Source organism: Flavobacterium sp. F52, from assembly GCF_000278705.1.
In the GTDB taxonomy this organism is placed as follows: domain Bacteria; phylum Bacteroidota; class Bacteroidia; order Flavobacteriales; family Flavobacteriaceae; genus Flavobacterium; species Flavobacterium anhuiense.
This window is the reverse complement of the sequence record NZ_AKZQ01000023.1, coordinates 237,568-257,315: the sequence shown is the minus strand read 5'-3', so window position 1 is coordinate 257,315 and position 19,748 is coordinate 237,568. Positions and strand designations below refer to the sequence as shown.

16 protein-coding genes are annotated in these 19,748 nt (G+C 35.8%); 9 read left to right on the top strand and 7 right to left on the bottom strand.

The window, feature by feature from the left end; translation table 11 throughout:
• Window positions 1-4: 4 nt before the first annotated feature.
• From FF52_RS08430 to FF52_RS08405, 6 genes are read right to left on the bottom strand one after another with little or no spacing between them, the layout of a single operon-like run.
• Entirely contained in the window at window positions 5-223 is a 219-nt protein-coding gene (locus tag FF52_RS08430) for a PRTRC system protein C (protein ID WP_008464599.1), read from the bottom strand.
• A 25-nt stretch (window positions 224-248) separates the two neighbouring features.
• Window positions 249-848 carry a PRTRC system protein E gene (locus FF52_RS08425; RefSeq protein WP_008464598.1) on the bottom strand — a complete coding sequence of 200 codons (600 nt, stop codon included), beginning with the start codon at window positions 846-848 and terminating at the stop codon, window positions 249-251.
• Window positions 845-1,057 carry a BBE domain-containing protein gene (locus FF52_RS08420; protein WP_157498549.1) on the bottom strand — a complete coding sequence of 71 codons (213 nt, stop codon included), beginning with the start codon at window positions 1,055-1,057 and terminating at the stop codon, window positions 845-847. The genes FF52_RS08425 and FF52_RS08420 overlap by 4 nt, the downstream gene beginning before the upstream one ends.
• A gap of 9 nt (window positions 1,058-1,066) precedes the next feature.
• Window positions 1,067-1,264, bottom strand: coding sequence for a hypothetical protein (locus FF52_RS08415; RefSeq protein ID WP_008464594.1), 198 nt, complete (start codon window positions 1,262-1,264; stop codon window positions 1,067-1,069).
• A 53-nt stretch (window positions 1,265-1,317) separates the two neighbouring features.
• Window positions 1,318-2,391: a DUF932 domain-containing protein gene (locus FF52_RS08410; protein WP_008464593.1), complete on the bottom strand. Its 1,074-nt coding sequence runs from the start codon at window positions 2,389-2,391 to the stop codon at window positions 1,318-1,320.
• Between the two features lie 43 nt (window positions 2,392-2,434).
• Window positions 2,435-2,812: a single-stranded DNA-binding protein gene (locus tag FF52_RS08405; protein ID WP_008464591.1), complete on the bottom strand. Its 378-nt coding sequence runs from the start codon at window positions 2,810-2,812 to the stop codon at window positions 2,435-2,437.
• 488 nt (window positions 2,813-3,300) lie between these two features.
• Between FF52_RS08405 and FF52_RS23810 the strand changes: the two genes are divergently transcribed.
• The 8 genes from FF52_RS23810 to FF52_RS08360 all read left to right on the top strand — a co-directional run bounded on the left by FF52_RS23810 (window position 3,301) and on the right by FF52_RS08360 (window position 16,599).
• Window positions 3,301-7,056, top strand: coding sequence for a YecA family protein (locus FF52_RS23810; protein ID WP_008464589.1), 3,756 nt, complete (start codon window positions 3,301-3,303; stop codon window positions 7,054-7,056).
• A 168-nt stretch (window positions 7,057-7,224) separates the two neighbouring features.
• On the top strand, window positions 7,225-8,307 hold the full coding sequence (locus FF52_RS08395) for a DUF3800 domain-containing protein (protein ID WP_008464587.1): 1,083 nt from the start codon (window positions 7,225-7,227) through the stop codon (window positions 8,305-8,307).
• A 117-nt stretch (window positions 8,308-8,424) separates the two neighbouring features.
• Window positions 8,425-8,634: a helix-turn-helix domain-containing protein gene (locus FF52_RS08390; protein ID WP_008464586.1), complete on the top strand. Its 210-nt coding sequence runs from the start codon at window positions 8,425-8,427 to the stop codon at window positions 8,632-8,634.
• Window positions 8,635-8,640: 6 nt separating this feature from the next.
• Window positions 8,641-11,085: a type I restriction-modification system subunit M gene (locus FF52_RS08385; protein ID WP_008464584.1), complete on the top strand. Its 2,445-nt coding sequence runs from the start codon at window positions 8,641-8,643 to the stop codon at window positions 11,083-11,085.
• Window positions 11,079-12,338: a restriction endonuclease subunit S gene (locus FF52_RS23140; RefSeq protein ID WP_008464582.1), complete on the top strand. Its 1,260-nt coding sequence runs from the start codon at window positions 11,079-11,081 to the stop codon at window positions 12,336-12,338. Before FF52_RS08385 ends, FF52_RS23140 begins: the two co-directional genes overlap by 7 nt.
• Before the next feature lie 11 nt (window positions 12,339-12,349).
• Complete coding sequence (locus FF52_RS08370) at window positions 12,350-15,400, top strand: type I restriction endonuclease subunit R (protein WP_008464580.1); 3,051 nt, start codon at window positions 12,350-12,352, stop codon at window positions 15,398-15,400.
• Window positions 15,400-16,095: a M48 family metallopeptidase gene (locus FF52_RS08365; RefSeq protein WP_008464578.1), complete on the top strand. Its 696-nt coding sequence runs from the start codon at window positions 15,400-15,402 to the stop codon at window positions 16,093-16,095. The genes FF52_RS08370 and FF52_RS08365 overlap by 1 nt, the downstream gene beginning before the upstream one ends.
• 252 nt (window positions 16,096-16,347) lie before the next feature.
• Complete coding sequence (locus tag FF52_RS08360) at window positions 16,348-16,599, top strand: GIY-YIG nuclease family protein (RefSeq protein WP_008464576.1); 252 nt, start codon at window positions 16,348-16,350, stop codon at window positions 16,597-16,599.
• Window positions 16,600-16,908: 309 nt separating this feature from the next.
• Here FF52_RS08360 and FF52_RS08355 read toward each other — a convergent pair whose 3' ends face one another.
• Complete coding sequence (locus FF52_RS08355) at window positions 16,909-19,083, bottom strand: hypothetical protein (protein ID WP_008464574.1); 2,175 nt, start codon at window positions 19,081-19,083, stop codon at window positions 16,909-16,911.
• Window positions 19,084-19,311: 228 nt separating this feature from the next.
• Here FF52_RS08355 and FF52_RS08350 point away from each other — a divergent pair, with 228 nt between their 5' ends.
• On the top strand, window positions 19,312-19,716 hold the full coding sequence (locus tag FF52_RS08350) for a septal ring lytic transglycosylase RlpA family protein (RefSeq protein ID WP_008464572.1): 405 nt from the start codon (window positions 19,312-19,314) through the stop codon (window positions 19,714-19,716).
• The last annotated feature ends 32 nt before the right edge of the window (window positions 19,717-19,748 follow it).

The window sequence follows — 19,748 nt, the reverse complement described above, 5'->3', positions numbered from 1 at the left end:
TAAATTATCCTTTAGTTCCCATTACGCTCTCAAATCGGTATTCTACTGCATCATCCTTGATGGCAGGTGCAGATATTTTGGCGGTTGTCAAAATAGGATACCTGCTGGCGTAAAAATTCAGTACTGCTTCCACGCTCCAGCGTGGTTCGGGATCGGTCAATATAATATCGTGTCCCTTATCTTTGAGTATAAACACTCGTTCCAATTGCGTTGCTAATAACATGATGATGAGTTTTAAGTTAGTACATTTAGTTTTCCTGTGCAGTTTCTGCTGAGTACTCGGCAGTTACTTCTTCCACTTTTGCGGGTTCGGATTTCTCTTCCTCGATAGCTCCAAAAAGACTTGGGGCAGAAAACTTGTCGGAAAGTTCTCTTTTACGTCTGCGTAGCTCGTCAGCCTTTTCGGGGAACTCCGTTATTTCGGGTACTTTGACCCACGCCTCACGGAATTTGCCCTCTTTTTCCAGTTCATCCGCTTTTGCCATTGCATCCTTGAACTTCTTTTCCTTGGCTTCCTGTTCTTTCTTCTGCCTGTCGGCTTTGTCTTTTTCCATTGCAGACTGTTTTTTGGTTTCTTCCAACTGCTTCATAAAGCTTTCCATATCCACCATCAATCCCGAAACGGCTTGTATGGGTGTCGCAATCTTCTCGAAAAAACCGTTGTCGAGTTCTTCGGCTGTTCCCCGAAGAGTAAGGGGCGGTATGATGTTCTTTGCGTTATCTCCGCACTGTTCGTTTTGGAGCATAACCGATACGATTAAGTTGTTTTCTGCTCCTTTTGCTATGGTGAGTTGCAAATCACCTGTAATCTGCAACTGTGCTATCTGATGGAAAAAATTTGCGTTCATCGTTCTAAAATTTTATTGTCGTCTAATTGTTTTTTAATTGCTCTGAGTTTCTCGTACATATCCGACCAATAGGCTTTCTGCCTTTTATCGAACTCTGAGAAACTTGTATCCTCGTGGCGGTATTCCTTGTACTGTCCTGCCATTGTAATAGCTTCTTTCAGGTTTGTCACTTCAATAGGGCAACCGTTCAAATCTGTTATATTCATCATTTTATCTGTTCAGTTTTCAGCGTTATAAACTCCGTTCTCATAATAGCCTGTAAGCTGTTCCCAATTCCTTAAAAAGCTATTGGTATCTATATAGAAATACTCGGTTCTATTGCAGTAAATGATATATATAGCTTCGTCTTTGTATTTGGTTTCAAGGCTTTGTGATTTAGCCATATTTTTAGCTTCGTCTATTGATTTTGCTTTCATATCAGTTGTTTTATAGCAGGCTGCCGCCGATTAAGGCGGTAGCCTTTGTTTATCTAATTAAAGTTTAGGATTTCTGCACCGTCCAAGGCAAAGCCTGTACACAAGTCAAATGCTTTCTGTGATTTGAGCTGGGCAGTACCGCCCAGTACAATGCTCTGTAGCTTGGCTTCGCCATCCTTGTAATTGCGCACATTCTGATAGTAGCCTGTCACAGCGTTATATGCCCCGAACAATGTGCCTTTGGTAGTTTCCATCTGCTGTGTGTCGCTAATCATAGCGTATGCAAAGGCATCCTCAACGGTATTTTTGAATATGGTGGAAATTTCATCTTCCGCACCTTTTTTTAGTAAATCGAAAGTTTCTTTATTTGGACAAAGTGCCAATTGGATTAGCTTTCTTACTTCTTGGTCTGTTACCCTTACTTTTGCCCATTCATTGAATATGCCCTCTAACTGACTGCTCAAGGTGTTCGCCAATCCCATAATCTTGTGGGCGTTCTCAATACGCTGTTTTGCTCCCGAAGTGTGTTTGATGCGCACTACATTAGTCATACTGCGTAAAGAGGCGTTAAGCGTGTTTTGGCATACGATACGAATAGGCGTAAAAGCGGCTGTGATACTTCCGCTACCATCGTGCGAAGTGGTCAGGAAAATGTATTTTTCGGTTACATCATCGCCATTGCCCACACGGATATAGTCAGGCAGTTTGGCTGTGATAAATATGCGTTCCCCGTTGCCTAACGCTCCTGCTGTTTCATACAGTATTCCCTCGCCACCGCCTACAATGGCATCAAAGAAATTAAATGCTTCACGGTTCTGCACGATATGATAGTCTTTGCCTACCACGCCCAACACTGCGTTGTTATCCGTGCGTATATTGGCAAAATAGTTAGGGACTTCCAATTCGTTACTGCCAATCTCGATACTGTCAGCCGTTTGAATGATACCCGAACCTTTGGTAAACAGCGGACTTTTAACCACTTCGTAGTCTAATCCTGCAAATTTGATAGCTTCCTCGCTTGTTGGGTATTGCTCTACAATCTGCCCTAGTCCGTGCCACGCTTTTTCCTTTACGCTAAAGAATGAATAACGTCCTGTTTCGCTGTTAAAATTGATATTATGTGCCATGATAAAATGATTTAAAAGGTTAAAATTGTTTAGATGCTCGTTGTTAAAATGGGAGGTCGTCCCCTGTATCGTCATTATTGTTTCCTGCAGGAGCCTGTACCGCTTCGGCTTTTTTACCGCCCCCGTGCAGTTTGATTTGCGAGGTATTGAAGTTCAGTCCTGCGTGCGGTTGTCCGTCACTGCCTGTCCAAGCCCTTGCGCTCACTTTGCCTGTAAGTTCTACCACTGTGCCTTTTGTGAGTATCTGCGCTACTTTTGGACTAAGCCAATAGGCGCAGTCGAAATACGTTGTCTGCTGTATGCGCTCGCCCGCTTTGTTTTTGTAGCTGTCGTTGATAGCTACCGAAAAGTTTACTACTGTTTTGCTGTTCGACACGTTGCGTACCTGCGCATCCGCTGTCACTCTTCCTGTGATGTTCATAATTCCTACGATTTTTAGTGATTAATTTTTTCTTGAAATTTTATTCGGCAATGAGAGGAGGTGCAGTTTTGTTTCATCAAATCCATTTTTAATATTTTACTTTTCATTGCTGACATTTTTTTTATTCGTCTAAAGAGCCGGAGTATGCTATGTTTCGTTTCGGGAGCATAAAAAGGTTAGTGTCTAGCAATAGCAAGGTTTTGACAAAAAATACAACCCGGATGGGTGGAGATTTTTTGTCAAACCTGAAGGGCCTGGCCTTGCTATTGCGTTAAGGACACGGAAATACCTTTGCTGCTGAAATGAGACAAAAGCATACTGGTTTCTTGAGTAAAAAAAGATGGGAAGAATGAGCTAAAGAATTAGATTTTGAATCATCCTTAATAATATATACCAGAGTTATAACCCTTTAAAAATAAATAGATTGCTAACGGTGAGATATAATATAATAACATCTAAATTTGTAGGTCTAACCAAGCAAAAACATAATGAAAATAGGAAGAAATGACCATTGTACATGTGGAAGCGGAAAAAAATATAAGAGATGCTGTGGAGCTCCGGGTGCCAGTAGCTCTCATGTACAATCCGCTGATCCAGTATCCTTTTTTGAAAAGTATAATACCACCGACCTTCTACAATCTTTAGCAGGGCTTAGCATCTTAAGAGAAAACCATGGAAAAAATTACAGGTTTGAAAAAATTACTGAGGAAGCAATTATGAATTTTAACGTTAATGCCGCCATTACTCCTGTAAAAGAGTTACAAAGTTTTCTTTCTGCTGAATATCCCAGCGAGCCTATGGAGGATGATCCGTTTAATCCTTATACTGATGTAGTAACGTTTCACGGTGGTGACTATTTGATATTTCCTGGTATTAGTGATAGTACAGCTTTCATACTGAACAGCCTTCTAAAAGCGATATTTCAGAATCCAGACAATAAGCTGGCAGATGAGTTTAAAGGAATTGCTTATAGAGCAGCTATGCTTATATTGGAAATATCTGACCATATTGCTAAAGTCATAGGTTGTAGGCGATATCAGGTCGGTGAAGTTGATAAGGGACTGATTAAATTTCCAAGTGAAGAAAAACTTAGCTTACTAAAGAAATCGGTGACCATAACACGGACTGAAATGTATCGCTTATTGGAGGCATCCGGAATCGATAAGGCGACTCTGGATGGCTTTTTACTCGACATTGCCTCGCCGTATTTAGGTGGTAAGTACGGTCAGGAAAGCCCTTTGATAACAAAGCCAATTATAAATGCACAAGATAAATTTGTAGTTGCATCGCCTTCAAATTTAAGTTACGCATTGGTGGAATTTATAAAGAGTGAAGCGAAAAGGCTGGGCTGTTATGATATCCTGGTTGCGGCTTACCATGATTTTCTATGGCTTGATTTACAATTAAAGCTAAAAAAAATAGGCTTTAAATACATTCCGCTTGAAGTAACAGAAAATGAAGGAGCACTTTCTTTAAGATATGGTGTTTACCGTTTCGATGATGACAAAATTGCTTTGATATATCAGAAATATCCAGGCCAAAGTGTGAAAGAAGAACAAGATAGAGAAGTTGCTTTTAAAGCTGTTGTAGAAATGCCTGAATTTAAGGGGTATCAAATACTGGAAATACCTGTTGTTTCAAGTATCGGAGAAATGTTTATGGGTGGTGCAAACAAAGCTACAAATGGACAAACTCTGCTGCTTGAAGCAGCAGAGCTGAACATTATTGTCGGCCTGAAAGATGTTGACGCCATTGATCTATACAAATTTGCTATAGCAAATGAAAAGGCGCATGACTCTATGATGGGACCAATTTCATTTATCGACAGATATAAATTTTATAAGGACAACGACGACTCGTTCTATTGCTCCGATAATGCAGGCCCAATAAATATAATCATTGAGCCTGGCTACGGGTTTGACTTGCTTTTAAAATCCAAATGGAATATTGATTTGCACGCTGTTCCATTTAAAGAGGATGGGCAGGTCCGGTTAATAGAAGTTATGAAAATGGATAAATATGGCGGTACATATTTTAATTTTGAGCAAATTGGCAGTGGACGTCTCAGCCTGTTGGTCGAAAATCTTCCAGTATATATATGGATCTCACCGTTAGTCAGTTTAAATGAAGCTTCTCCTGGCTTGCTTAAAATGTACGGCGAAATATGCGATGCAATAGCCTACTGGCTGTGGCAGATGGAAAATGGGATTAAAGTAAAATTATCGGCGTTGGGCGACATGCCTATCAAAATCACTTTCGAGCTAGTTGATGAAGACAAATTCGAAATAATAGAAAGAAATTTCACACGGGACACGACACTATTCGATTGCTTTAAAATAATAGCGACGACCGGTACTATTAATATTACCGTTCCACATCAGATACTACCATATTTATATGGAGCGGATAATGAAGGGGAAAGACAGCTTGTAAAAGCAATACTGACTGGACTCAACGATCTTCTTGTAAGAAATTCTAAAATTGGATTTTCTGCTGAAGAAATATTACAGATTATAGATTCTGCTGCACCATTGGGTAACAAGAAAAAAGTATATATTTTGGATACAAGCGATAATTTGTTACTGGATCCTCAATTTCTGTCAGGTTATAGGATAGTGAAACAGCACGATGTGAACGTTGTACTAGATAATATTGTACCGCTTCTTGGGCAACATGCGCCGCCAATTGGTTCTTTAACCACTAAAAAGGACAAGGAAAAGCTAACTTCAAACATAGTTCAAAAAGCATTACTTCCATATCTGAAAAGTAAGATCAAACAATATGACTCGACCGAATTATTAAAAAGGTTGATCAGAATTAATGAAGGACTGATTAACAAGCGAGAGCGTGTTAGAATAAACACTCCAACCAGAATAGCATGCTTTGTGGACGTTGCACAGCATCAGATAGATTTGGCAGTAGAGTTACAGCAACTGGATAAATCTACCTTATCAGTCCGTTGCCTTATAGAGCACCTCGCGGCTGAACCTTTCAAAGGTGGCCTACCAGTCAGTACCACGGCAATTGATGAGCTGATTGCTATTATGGAACAAATCCTTGCCTGGGGCTCTATTGGTGATCAGTTACATTTCGACTTGCTCGACATAGAGCTCTCTGTTTTGCCGTCTAAAAGAATTGGAAGCAAAAAAGAAAATATCCGTGAAATTTTTGATCCTTTTCAAAGCGCCAAAGCAACTGAAAATATCTCAGATGCTATAGAAACTTATAAGCATGTTTTCCCACAGCACTTAACAGTTGAACAGACACCTGTTCCCCCTGCATTAGAAAAAGCATTTCTTAAGGATTATGGCATTTCTTTCTCCCGTTTATGTGACTTTGTAGAAGGTTTGGTTCATATTGGCTTTCTTCAGGAGGACGCCTGTTCAAGCTTTCCGCTAAAAGATTTAAATGCAGAAGTTAACAAATACGTTGATGAATTTTCAAGCGATGAATTTGATAGTGCAATAGAATTTTTATGCCTTTGTGCCAGGGGAAAAGTAGAAGTTTTACCATCAGGTGATTATGAATTTATTGATATAATTCCTTGGCGATACAACAGGATTCTATCTTTGCTTCGCAAGCCTTTGGTGATTGTAGAAGAGAATGGTGAAAGGATGATATATTGGGGTGTAAGACAACTTCTTCAGTGTAGAATGACGTGGATGCAACAGCTCCTTTCAGGACGTTTTAGATCTATTGCAGGAGGTGAAGTAAATAAGGTTCTTGGAAAATTTGCCAATAAACGCGGCGATGATTTGGTGGGTGCAGTTGTAAATTTAATAGATCCAACTAATTTGATAATAGATACTGATGCATATATTAAGCCCAAGGCGGCACTGCATAATGAGGAAGACATTGGTGATGTTGATGTACTTATTATTGACAAAGCTAATAAGCTGCTATATAGCCTCGAATGTAAAAGCATGTCTCCTAGCAGAAATGTCAAGGAAATGATTGAGGAGGTTACAAAGTTGTTTGGTGAAAATTCATCAGATAAGGGATGGATTGAAAAACATATGGTCAGGCATGAATGGCTGAAGGCCAATCTTGATGCTGTTAGCAAGGTTTACAAGACAAATGTGAGTGACTTTACGGTAAAGTCTTTCTTTGTTACAAATGAGGAAATGCTGACACCACATTTGCGTAAACAAACTTTGCCGTTGCCTTTTATAACGCTGTATGATCTCGAGAGGGATGGATTTAGTGTCTTAGAAAGAAATTACGACCATCAGCTTAAAAATTAGTCAATAATTATTATCATGATAAATATTGCCGGATAACATCCTCTTTCTCTGGCACTATTTGGTAATTTTACATCTTACGGTTATATAAATCCGAGCAGGTATTAAATAATATACCTGCTCTTTTTGAAACTATGTCATATAGTTATTAATTACTTAAACCCGAGAGCGATGGAGGAACAATACTATGCATTCGATGAATCAGGCAATACAGGCGGCGATCTCCTAAATCGTGAGCAGCCGGTTTTTATATTGTCTTCAGTACGATTAACTGAAAACCAGTCACAGGAGCTTCGCAGTCTGCTGACAGCCAAAGCAGATGAATTAAAATTCGCCAGGCTTAAGAAAAGTAAAAAATACCAGAAGGAAATCATATCATTGCTAAACCACAGCATTATATCGGATGAAACGGTTCAAATCGCTCTATTCCATAAACAATACTGTTTATGGTTGCATACCGTTGACAGATTGATAGAGCCTGTACTCAAGGAGGATATAGATTGTGATGTTTACGAGGATGGTCAAAATATCGCCATAACCAATATGTTTTTTTTCTGCGTCCCGGCATTCTGCGATGTAGATGCAGTGGAAGAATATAAACATGCTTTCATTAATTTATTCCAGTTTAGGGATGAAGTTCATATCGATAGGTTTTATACGGCAGTTGAAAACCTAATTGCTTCAAGCAAGGATGAAAAATTTGTAGACGCCCTTTTACCCATTTTAGGGAGCTACCGCTATATCGATGATATTTTAGACCGCTGGGATAAATATAATTTTGATTCGACATTAGCCGGATTCATCAACCTGATAGATTATTGGGGAAGAAAAACAGATAAAGGTTTCTATGCTTTTGTGGATAATTCTAAGCCTCTCGTTCATCACAAGGAACTGATTGATCTTGTCAGGGATATAAATAAAGAAGGCGAAATAGGGACCGAAAGGAGGAAGTTAAAATTTCCCCTAAAACTGATCGATATTAAATTTGCCGACTCTAAAGATGTTCATGCAGTGCAGATAGCTGATGTAATTGCCGGAGCAGCGAACCATTATTACAAAGCCATAGCTGATCCGCAATATGCCGACGAATTTTCTGAAATGCTAGGACAAACGAAACTTGTAGAACTGATTTATAGTCCTGTCTGGCCTCATATGGCATTTACGCCTGAAGAGCTAGGCACAAAATATGATGGAGGTGAAAATATTCTCGACAGCTTAGCATCATTGAGCATTAAAAAGGATATAGATGACTAAATATTCTTACCATAGTTATCCCATTATGCAACACATTCTTTTATTTAAGAATTCTTTACAAAATGCAACATTTAAGTTACATTTGCAGTACTATGATGCTAAAGTAATATAATTTTTATGAGATTATTAGGAACAGAAATAGGTAAGCTTTTAAAGGATGCTCGGGAACAAAAAAATCTTACTCAAGAACAGCTAGCTGCAAAAGTTGGAAAAAAGAGAAGTTACATTTCTCGTATTGAAAGCGAGGGTGGTAATAATATCAAAATACACACCTTTATCGAAATAATAGAAAAAGGTTTAGGTGGTTCAATAAATATAGAGTTTTAAGACCTTATGGCAATTAAAAAATCAGAATTATACAGCTCTCTTTGGAAAAGTTGTGACGAGTTAAGAGGTGGAATGGATGCCTCGCAGTACAAAGATTATGTTTTAACACTACTCTTTGTAAAATACATTTCAGATAAGTATAAAGGAAAGAAGTTTTCAGCTATTAAAGTTCCGGAAGGAGCTTCGTTTGATGATATGGTAGCATTGGTAGGAACTCCGAACATTGGAGACGATATCAATAAAAAGATTTTAAACAAAATTAAGGAAGCCAATAAATTAAATGATTTTCCAGATTTTTGTGATGAAACAAAATTAGGTAAAGGAGATGCTTTAATCAAAACTGTAAGTAACTTAATTTTAATTTTCAATTCCCCAGATTTAGATTTTTCTGGGAACAATGCAAATGATGATGATTTACTTGGTGATGCTTATGAATTTTTAATGCGCCATTTTGCAACAGAATCTGGAAAATCCAAAGGGCAATTTTATACTCCGTCCGAAGTAAGCAGGGTTTTAGCTAAAGTTATTGGCATTAATGCCAATAATTCAAATGCACAAACTACAGCATATGACCCAACATGCGGATCTGGTTCCCTACTTTTAAAAGTTGCAGAGGCAGCCGAAAAGAAAATAGATTTATACGGTCAAGAAAAAGAATTTGCAACTGCCAATTTAGCCAAAATGAATATGATTCTACACGGCAATCCATCGGCAGAAATAATAGCAGACAATACTCTTTCACATCCATTTTTTAAAAGTGAAAATGATGATGAAGCATTGAAGACCTTTGACTATATCGTATCAAATCCGCCATTTTCACTAAAAAGCTGGAGTAATGGTGTATCTATAAAAAATGACCCTTACAATCGATTTGAATTAGGAGTCCCTCCTGATAAAAATGGAGATTATGCTTTTTTACTTCACATTTTAAAATCTTTGAAGTCAAATGGTAAGGCAGCTGTTGTTCTACCTCATGGGGTTTTATTTAGAGGAAATGCTGAGGCAGAAATTCGTAAAAACATTCTAAAAAAAGGGTATATAAAAGGAATTATTGGGCTACCTGCGAACTTGTTCTATGGTACAGGAATTCCTGCTTGCATTTTGGTTTTAGACAAAGAAAATGCGCACGAAAGAACTCACGTTTTTATGGTCGATGCCAGTAAAGGATTTGTTAAGGACGGTAATAAAAACAGATTACAAGAAAAAGACATTCATAAAATTGTTGATGTATTTACTGCTGAATTAGAACTTCCAAAATATAGTCGTAAAGTTCGTATCGATGAATTAGCCAACGAAAAAAACGATTATAACTTAAACATACCAAGATATATCGATTCACAGGAAGCGGAGGATCTACAAGATATAGATGCTCACATTTTTGGAGGTATTCCTCAAAGAGATATTGAAGCCTTAGACAAATACTGGAAAATTTTTCCAAACCTAAAAAAAGATTTATTTGAACCGCAAAGAGCTGGTTACTATGATTTGAAAATAGAACGCAATGAAGTCAAAAACACTATTTTCAATTTTGGAGAATTTGTAAGCTACAAGCAAAAGCTTCAATTTACTTTTGACAGTTGGAAAACCACCACACAAAAACAATTAGAAGAATTTAAAAAAGGTATCCAGCCAAAGCAAGAAATTGCAAAAATAGGAGAATCTATTTTGACTACTTTTTCAGAAGACCCTTTATTAGAGGGTTATGATATGTACCAACACCTTATGCAATATTGGGAAGAAACTTTGCAAGATGATTTTTATGCGATTGCATTAGAGGGATGGAAAGCTGGAAATGATTGGGAAAGATTAATTATAAAAGGAAAAAAGAACAAAGACGGAAAGGTTACTAAAGAGAAGCCAGTAGAAGGATTAGACGGAATCGTTGGAAAATTGATACCACCAAGTTTACTTATTCAAAACTTCTTTGCAACTCAATGGGAAGCAGTAACAAGTTTTGAGGAAAAAGTAGAAAGCATCAAAGCAGAAATTGAAGAGATGCAACAAGAGAATGAAGTTGAAGATGGAATTTTTGCAGATTTAGATAAAGTCAATCTTACTTCGGTTAAATCCTTATTGAAAAAAAGAAAAAGCGAAAAAGCTCCTAAAGAAGAAATAGCAGTCATTGAAAGCTATATTGACCTTAACGAAGCATTAGCAAGTATAAGTAAATTAATCAAAATCGAGAAAGCTACAATCGAGAAAGCGGTGTTAGAGAAGTACCCAAAACTGACCGAAACAGAAATAAAAAATTTGGTAATAAACAAAAAATGGATGCAATTCCTTGCTGATGCTTTGCATAGTGAACAGGAACGTTTAAGTCAAACTTTAGCAAACCGCATAACGGAATTATCAGACCGCTATGAAATAACCTTACCAGAAATGGAAATTACTTTAAATGATTACGAAACCAAAGTAAAACAACATTTACAAAAAATGGGCTGGGAATGGTAAAATCAAAATATAAAGTTACAGATATAGGAATGTTTCCAGAAGATTGGGAGATTAAAGAAATGTTAGAAATTATTTCTGAAATTTCAATGGGACCATTTGGTTCAGATATTAAAGTTTCAAATTTCGTCAACAAAGGAGTTCCTGTGTTAAATGGATATAATGTAAGCGGAATAAAATTAAAAGAAAGATATTCAAATTTTGTTACACCAGAAAAAGCTAAAAGTTTAAAGAAGGCTGTAGCAAAAAAAGGAGATATTGTTGTTACTCATCGTGGAACTATTGGGCAAATAGCTTATATATCTGAAGATTCAACTTTTGAAAAATATGTCATTTCTCAAAGTCAGTTTAGATTTTCTGTTAATAAAGTATCAGCATTATATCAATATATTGTCTTGTTTTTTCATTCAGATAAGGGGCAAAATATTATTTTAGAAAGTAAAGGGCATACTGGGGTACCAGCAATTGCTCAGGCAACAACTACTTTTAAAAAATTTAAAATTCCACTTCCTTCTCTTCCTGAACAGCAAATCATAATAGAAGTATTAAGCGACACTAATACTTTGACAGAAAGTTTAGAAAAATTCATTTCAAAAAAACAATTTATTAAGCAAGGAATTTTACAAACACTTCTAACTCCAAAAGAAAATTGGGAAGTAAAAAAATTAGGAGAAATTACAGAAATTAGTAAAGGGAAAAATTTATCTAAAAATTTGCTTAACTGTAATGGTAAATTCAATTGTATTCTTTATGGTGAACTCTTTACAACCTATAAAGAAGTAATAAATAATGTTATGTGTAGAACTAATTATGCGGACAGTATAAAGTCTGTTAAAGGTGATATATTGTTTCCTGGTTCTACAACCACAAAGGGAATTGATTTAGCAAAAGCGTCAACAATATTAAAAAATGATGTATTGTTGGGAGGAGATATTATTGTTGTTAGGAAAAAGAACTACGAATATAATTCTATCTTTTTAACTTATTTTCTAAATGTAATTAAAAAGTATGAAATAGCTCAAAAAACAAGAGGAATTACTATACATCACCTTTATGGCAATGATTTAAAAGATATTGAAGTCCTATTTCCTACTTTAGAAGAGCAAACACAAATCGCAACAATTCTAACAGACTTGGAAGACGAAATTCAAAATTTAGAAAAGAAACTACAAAAAGCTAAGCAATTAAAACAAGGTATGATGCAACAGTTGCTTACTGGCAAAATAAGATTAGTAAACACACTACAAACCTCATAAATATTGAAACTATGAGCATAAATCCAATAGAGCGTATTACTCAAAATAGAATTATCCAACTTTATAAAAGTTTGGGATATATCTATTATGGCAATTGGGAAGAGCGAGAAAAGAATAGCAATGTAGAGCCTAGTTATTTACGTGCTTATTTGCAAAATCAAAACTATTCAACTGCTCTAATTGAAAAAGCTATTTCAGAAACTACTCAACTTGCCAGCACCAATGCTAGTAATATTTACGAACGAAATAAGAATTTTTATTCTTTGCTTCGTTATGGGGTAAAAGCAAAAGAAAATGTTGGAGAACAAAATGAAACTATACATTTAATAGATTGGAAAAATTGGAACAATAACGATTTTGGTATTGCAGAAGAAGTCACATTAAGAGGCAACAAAACTCGTCGTCCGGATATAGTGTTATATGTAAATGGTATTGCTCTTGGTGTTTTAGAATTGAAAAGAGGAACAGTTGATATATCTGAAAGTATTCGACAGAATATTTCTAATCAAAAGGAGAAGTTCAACGAAAACTTTTTTACTACAATACAGTTCATTTTAGCTGGTAATAACACGCAAGGTTTACGATATGGAACTATCGAAACTTCTGAAAAATATTACTTAGCATGGAAAGAAGACGAAGAAGATAATGTTGGTTACAAACTTGACAAATACATAAAGAAACTTTGTGACAAAGAGCGTTTCCTAGATATAATTTACAACGGAGTTGTATTTGATGCGGGAAGAAAAAAATTACCAAGACCACATCAGTATTTTGCACTTAAAGAAGCACAAAAGTTTATCCAGATTCAAGAAGGTGGTATTATTTGGCACACACAAGGTTCTGGTAAAAGTATATTAATGATTGTTTTGGCTAAATGGATACTTGAAAACGTTACCAATTCGAGAGTGGTAATACTTACAGACCGTACAGAGTTAGACAAGCAAATTGCAGATACTTTTGAAGATATTGGAGAAAAAGATATTGCTCGTGCTCGCTCTGGTAATGAGTTAATGCGTTTTTTAACACAATCAAAACCTAGACTAATAGCCTCTTTAATTCATAAATTCGGTAATAAAGGAGAAGCAGATTATAAATCATTCATTGAAGAAATAAAAAGCAATCCAGTACTAATACAAGGCAATATATTTGTTTTTATAGATGAGTGCCACCGTACTCAAAGTGGAAAATTAAATGAAACAATGAAAGCCGTTTTGAAAGGCGCCATTTTCATTGGATTTACAGGTACTCCATTATTGAAAAAAGACAAGCAAACCACTATGGATATTTTTGGTAGATATATTCATACTTACAAGTTTAATGAAGCGGTAACTGATGGTGTTGTAAAAGATTTGGTTTATGAAGGCAGAGATATTGTTCAAAATCTATCTTCACAAGATAAAGTAGATGCTTGGTTTGAGGCAAAAACAAAAGGATTGAATGACTTTCAAAAATCAGAGCTAAAAAAACGTTGGGGAACCATGCAGAATGTTTTGAGTTCTCGATCTCGTATGGATAAAATTGTAGCAGATATTTTATTTGATTTCAGCGTAAAACCTCGTCTTGCCTCCGAAAAAGGAAATGCCATATTAGTAGCATCGAGTATTTATGAAGCGTGTAAATACTTTGAGCTGTTTATGAATACACCTTTCAAAAATAAATGTGCTATTATAACCTCTTACAATCCGCAAACCAAAGATATTACTACAGAAGATAGCGGAGAGTATAGCGAAACGGATAAAGAGTTTATTTATAAGACTTATGAATTTGTTTTGGAAAATGTTGTTCCAACAGCAGGTAAAACAAAAACAGAAACATACGAAGACAACAGTAAAGACCTCTTTATAAAGCAACCGGCCAGAATGAAATTGCTAATTGTTGTTTCAAAGCTATTAACTGGATTTGATTCTCCGCCTTGCTCCTATATTTACATAGACAAGAAAATGCAAGACCATACCTTGTTTCAAGCTATTTGTAGAACCAATAGACTAGATACAGATGATAAAGATTTTGGTTACATAGTAGATTATATGGAATTATTCGGAAAAGTAACTGATGCTATTGATGTTTATACAACCGAGTTAGATACGGAAACTTTTACCATTGAAGATGTAGAAATTCAATTAAAAGACCGTTTAAAAATGGCAAGCGAGCGCATAGAAAATGCGCTTGAAGAATTAGAGGCTCTTTGTGAGCCAGTTGAAGCTCCAAGATCAGATTTAGAATTCATACATTATTTTTGTGGCAATACAGAGATTCCAACTGATTTAAAGGAAAATGAATTTAAGCGTGTAGCATTATACAAAGCTATAGTTGCATACATACGAGCTTATGCAAACATTAAAGCTGAATTGGATTTGGCAGGCTACAATGAAAATCAAATAAATCATTTTGAAGAGCGATTAGACTTTTATTTGAAGCTAAGAGAAACCATCCGAATAGCAAGTGGCGAAACGTTAGATTTGAAAGCCTATGAAGCAGATATGAGACATTTAATTGATAACTATATTCAAGCCGAAGATTCAAAGGTAATCACTCCATTTGAAGATATTTCGCTTTTGGATTTAATGGAATCTGATATTTTCAGTGCAATTGAAACTTTACCAGAAGGAATTAGAAGTAATCCAGAAGCAGTTGCAGAGGTAATAGAAAATAGTATTAGTTCAAAAATTGTCGAGAAACATCTTTTAGATCCTAAATATTTTGAAAAGATGTCGCAACTTCTTTATGAATTAATTGAGCAAAGAAAGAAAAATAGTATCGCTTATCGTGAATATCTTAAAAAAGCAGCCCTATTAATAAAAAAGGTAAATTCCAGCAAAAGTGATGATACTCCGTTTTCAATTAGTTCAATTGGTATGCGTGCCATTTATAATTATTTAAACAAAAATGAAGAACAAACAATAGCTTGTGAAAAAGCTATACAAAATTCAAAAAAGGACGGCTTTAGAGAGAATATACAAAAACAGAATGAAATTCAAGAGGCAATCTATTCAGTACTAAAAAATGAAGAACAGACTGTAGAGATTTATAGAATTGTTGAGAATAATAAATTAGATTACTAATGCGGGAGATTCTAAAATTCAACGATATTGAAGTAGAACTATCTCAAAAAGAGATTAAAAACGTACACCTAAGAGTTCATCCCCCTTTAGGAAGGGTTACCTTATCTGCACCTGAAAGCATGAATAAAGAACATCTTAGAGTATATCTTAGTTCAAAATTAGGCTGGATTCGTCGTCAGAAAAAGAAAATAATTTCTCAAAAAAGAGAACCTGAGTATTTATACATAACTAACGAAAGTCACTATTTTTTTGGCAAACGCTACTTATTAAAGATTACGGAATCGGACAAAAAACCACAGGTTATTTTACATCATAGCAATATAGAATTAATTGTCCCTTTTGGATGTTCAATTGAATATAAGAAAGATAAATTGTATAAATGGTATCGAAAAGAGCTACGTAATTATTTGTCAGATATGATTGATAAATACGTAAAAATTATAGATGTTTCTCCTAAAAGTTTTGGTATTAGAAAAGTGAAGACAAAATGGGGAAGTTGTAATGATAGTGCAAAATCTATATGGTTTAACATAGAGCTTGTAAAAAAGCCGAAAGAATGTATTGATTATATAGTAGTACATGAATTAGTACACCTTAAAGAAAGGCGACATAACAAAAATTTTATAATTTTAATGAATAAATATTTACCCAACTGGCAGGTAAGAAAAAAAACACTTAATGATCTTCCTATATAATTTTTTTTGTATTCTATTAGCTTTTTTAATACATTTACAGATAAAAGTACATTGACTGACTGCAATTAAATTGATCAAGGAAACAAACGGCTGTAAGGTAAGTCATTTTAAATGAGACCTATTCGGCTACCCTTTTTGGGGGAGTACTTGGAAATACCAGTAAAATCAACGGATTAAGGAATAGGCAGGTCGTCCTGCCACCCCGACAAGCCGAACAGAAATGTTCGGCTTTTCTGTTTTAACTCCAACCTTATGTTTTTCGTTTATATTCTTTACAGCGCTACAAAGGAAAAATTCTATATCGGTCAAACAAATGATATCGACGATAGATTGAGAAGACACAATAGTGGACAATCACTATCCACAAAAAATGGTGCTCCTTGGAAAATCATTTACACAATTCAATTAAACTCAAGGTCTGAAGCAATGGCTTTGGAAAACAAAATAAAAAAGCGTGGTGCAAAAAGATATCTTCAAGATATTAATTTTGAATATCAATTGTAGCGTAGCTTGGCTATCGCGTCCGATTCTGATCGGAAAAGCCACAGTTTCCCCCGAAAGCTTTCGGGACTGCCACCCCAACAAGAGTCGAACAGAAATGTTTGGCTTTTTTATTTTTCATACATTGTATTCCAATGGTTGAAGCCATTGGCTATATCCTCAAACAAAGCCGAAACCAAATAAATAGCCACGAATTCACAAATTTTCTTTTTAAATACTTTATCTAACATTATTCGAATTAATTCGAATAAATAATCGCAAAGATTTGAAAAAAAATAATTCGTGAATTCGTGGCAAAAAAAATAGTTCTTATTATTTCTCCATACTTATATAAGAAGGATAAGATTCTTTATTAGGCAACGTAAATTCCTCATCAAAAGGCTGTGTGCCCTCGCCATTATTATAAGATGCTACACGTTTTGCACCAGTTGCTGTACTTCCGCCTGTACCATTTATAACGTTTTGAATATTTCCCGAACCTGCAAAACGAGTAATGCACATTTTCTCCAATTTCACATTTGGACTATTCGGAATTTCAAAACCATTTTTCTTATTTACATTTCCATCCGTTCCTGTAAAAACAGCATACGAACCCATCCCGATTGTGTGATGTTCTTTTACCGAATTTGCTACTTTAAAAGCTGCATAACCATCAACCCTTCCTCCTTGACTGCTCCAACTCGCTTGATTTGGCGTATCATAAGGAGGTTCGTTCTGAAAGAAAAATGTTCTGCCACGTTCTCCCAGCCATAACACTTCATATTCCTGATAATGCTCAACAAATAATGCATAAAGCGTAACATCATTTCCTGCCACAATAAGTCCGTTTTTACATCTGTCTCTTTTCCAACGCGCGTCGCCACCTTTCTGCGATCCATGATCGGCACGCCACAACCAGAAATGGTCTCCAACGACATTATTACTATTTATCTGCATAGAAGCCTGAATCTGAATATTCTTTGACTGAACTCCACCTACTCGACACGTAATATCGCTGAGCAAAATAGGATCCGTGCTATGATCTGCATTCGCTCCTTCATTGCCAATTCTAACTTGATACGTGGTGCTATTAAATGAATCCATTAAAAGGCCAGCAATGATAATTCCGTCTTTATCATCAGCATAAATACATCCCCAAATATTTTTTTCTGTTGGCTCTAGCGTCACAGAAGCAATACCAGCCCCCAAAAGTATAGCGTCTTTTCTATTTACCTGAATGGGAGCGTTCAAAGCATAATGTCCAGGAGTAAAAAATATGTTTTTGCCAGCTTTCAATGCTGCATTAATCTCTACATCAGTATCTCCTTCTTTCGCCACGTACCAGCTCGCAATCAAATCTTGAATTTCGCCTTTTCCCATATCTGTTGCCGACCAAGAAACTCCCACTCGATCTTTTTGCCATGCAGGAACAAAAACTTTATATTCTCCATCATCTCCAATAAAAAGAAAAGGTTTTTCGCGAATAATGGGAGTTGTCGTAATTGGAGAATTAGCTTCATTTGCTTGCGGAGAATTTACACAACCCTGCCAAACCATATTGTATGAACCACCCATAACTCCAGAACCCGATGGAAAAACTGTATTTCTAGTATACCATTGCTGTTGTCCGCCCCAATTTGGCCTCGAAGTTGTATAATGTGCATCGGCAATGAAGCCGCCACTGCCCCAAAAGTTAGTATTTCCAATATCTGAAATATATTTTGAAGTGCTTTCAATTAATAATCTTCGTGCGCTTGTTGACTGAGAAACAGTCCACGAAAAATCACGCATTACTTCCACATTTTCTACAGAACGCCAAAATGTACAAGTCGCATTTGCTCCACCCGAAAGATGTGGTCTTGTAAAAATTGCACCTAATTTTACATCTGATGGCACTTTACCCAGACCTCCAATATGAGAATAAAATCCTAACTCTATAGAATTAGCCTCAGCAGATGACGCAGAACCTGATCCGCCAACATCATAAGTCTGCCCATTCACATTTGGCTTAAAATAATAGGCTTGACGTTTTGTTGTCCATTCACCATTTGCACCGCCTAAACCGCCGATACTGCTAAATTGCGAATTAATTTCATTTCGCGCCGTCTCAGCTTTTTCATGTTTTCTGTCGTAGAAATACATATTGTCTCCAAAAATCTGATTTTCGAGCGAAATGATAATCGTAATATCATTTCGGCTTACTTTATAATAGTTCTCATATTTGCTAGTATTAGGCTTATTATCGATAAATGACAATTTAGAAGTTGATCCTACCGACACAAAATCAGATGCCAAACGACTACCTCCTCTTGTAATGGTATAATTTCCAGAAGAACCAAAAGCCGACCATGATAATGTGATACTATGTTTCTTTTTGTTGTAAACAATTTTACGCTCTATATTTTTATTTCCTTCTAGTTTTTCATTAGCCGAATTGGGCAAAACGAAACTGCATAAAAGCATCATAAACGTAAATACTGTCAATAATGAGATTACTTTTTTACTCATAAGAATATTCATTTTGTGGTTTGATAGATTGTAATACTTATAGTTTTAAGAAAGCCCAAAATAGCAATAATCTCGAACCTTTACGTCCGTTTCTGAGCTCAATTTTCTTATCAAAAACACTACAAAACTTGAAAATTTGTCTTTTTCTAACACAAATAAAGCTTATCGAACATATCTGTTTTTCTCTAATAGTCTTTTTTTGTCAATAAAATAGAAAGAGAAAATAATATGAGAGAGATTATACTATTTATTACCTTATTCTTTTCTGCCGTTGCAATCGCACAACAAAAAAACACCACTCCTATCGATTCATGCGCTTCAGTTAGAGAAAGCGTCTTATACAAGCAGAATGCCCACGCCTCTTATTATCACGATAAATTTAACGGACGAAAAACAGCAAGTGGCAGAAGATTCAACAACAATGATTTTACTGCCGCACACAAAAAATTTCCTTTTGGCACCATGTTAAAAGTAACGAATGAAGTAAACAATAAATTTGTTATTGTAGAAATTACAGATCGCGGGCCTTTTGTAAAAGGACGAGAAATTGATCTTAGCAAAAGAGCTTTTATGGATATTGCTACTAACAAAAAAAGCGGTTTGGTTTTTGTCACTATCGAAATTTTAAAATAGTTTCTTGAACCTAATCAAAATTTAGGTCCCCA

What these genes read in the sequence shown, in the direction of transcription:
- FF52_RS08350 (WP_008464572.1), top strand. Translation starts at nt 19,312, where the DNA reads ATGAGAGAGATTATACTATTTATTACCTTATTCTTTTCTGCCGTTGCA.
- FF52_RS08390 (WP_008464586.1), top strand. Translation starts at nt 8,425, where the DNA reads ATGAGATTATTAGGAACAGAAATAGGTAAGCTTTTAAAGGATGCTCGG.
- FF52_RS08355 (WP_008464574.1), bottom strand. Translation starts at nt 19,083, where the DNA reads ATGAGTAAAAAAGTAATCTCATTATTGACAGTATTTACGTTTATGATG.
- FF52_RS08405 (WP_008464591.1), bottom strand. Translation starts at nt 2,812, where the DNA reads ATGAACATCACAGGAAGAGTGACAGCGGATGCGCAGGTACGCAACGTG.
- FF52_RS08430 (WP_008464599.1), bottom strand. Translation starts at nt 223, where the DNA reads ATGTTATTAGCAACGCAATTGGAACGAGTGTTTATACTCAAAGATAAG.
- FF52_RS08395 (WP_008464587.1), top strand. Translation starts at nt 7,225, where the DNA reads ATGGAGGAACAATACTATGCATTCGATGAATCAGGCAATACAGGCGGC.
- FF52_RS08385 (WP_008464584.1), top strand. Translation starts at nt 8,641, where the DNA reads ATGGCAATTAAAAAATCAGAATTATACAGCTCTCTTTGGAAAAGTTGT.
- FF52_RS23140 (WP_008464582.1), top strand. Translation starts at nt 11,079, where the DNA reads ATGGTAAAATCAAAATATAAAGTTACAGATATAGGAATGTTTCCAGAA.
- FF52_RS08360 (WP_008464576.1), top strand. Translation starts at nt 16,348, where the DNA reads ATGTTTTTCGTTTATATTCTTTACAGCGCTACAAAGGAAAAATTCTAT.
- FF52_RS08370 (WP_008464580.1), top strand. Translation starts at nt 12,350, where the DNA reads ATGAGCATAAATCCAATAGAGCGTATTACTCAAAATAGAATTATCCAA.
- FF52_RS08425 (WP_008464598.1), bottom strand. Translation starts at nt 848, where the DNA reads ATGAACGCAAATTTTTTCCATCAGATAGCACAGTTGCAGATTACAGGT.
- FF52_RS23810 (WP_008464589.1), top strand. Translation starts at nt 3,301, where the DNA reads ATGAAAATAGGAAGAAATGACCATTGTACATGTGGAAGCGGAAAAAAA.
- FF52_RS08365 (WP_008464578.1), top strand. Translation starts at nt 15,400, where the DNA reads ATGCGGGAGATTCTAAAATTCAACGATATTGAAGTAGAACTATCTCAA.
- FF52_RS08410 (WP_008464593.1), bottom strand. Translation starts at nt 2,391, where the DNA reads ATGGCACATAATATCAATTTTAACAGCGAAACAGGACGTTATTCATTC.
- FF52_RS08415 (WP_008464594.1), bottom strand. Translation starts at nt 1,264, where the DNA reads ATGAAAGCAAAATCAATAGACGAAGCTAAAAATATGGCTAAATCACAA.
- FF52_RS08420 (WP_157498549.1), bottom strand. Translation starts at nt 1,057, where the DNA reads ATGATGAATATAACAGATTTGAACGGTTGCCCTATTGAAGTGACAAAC.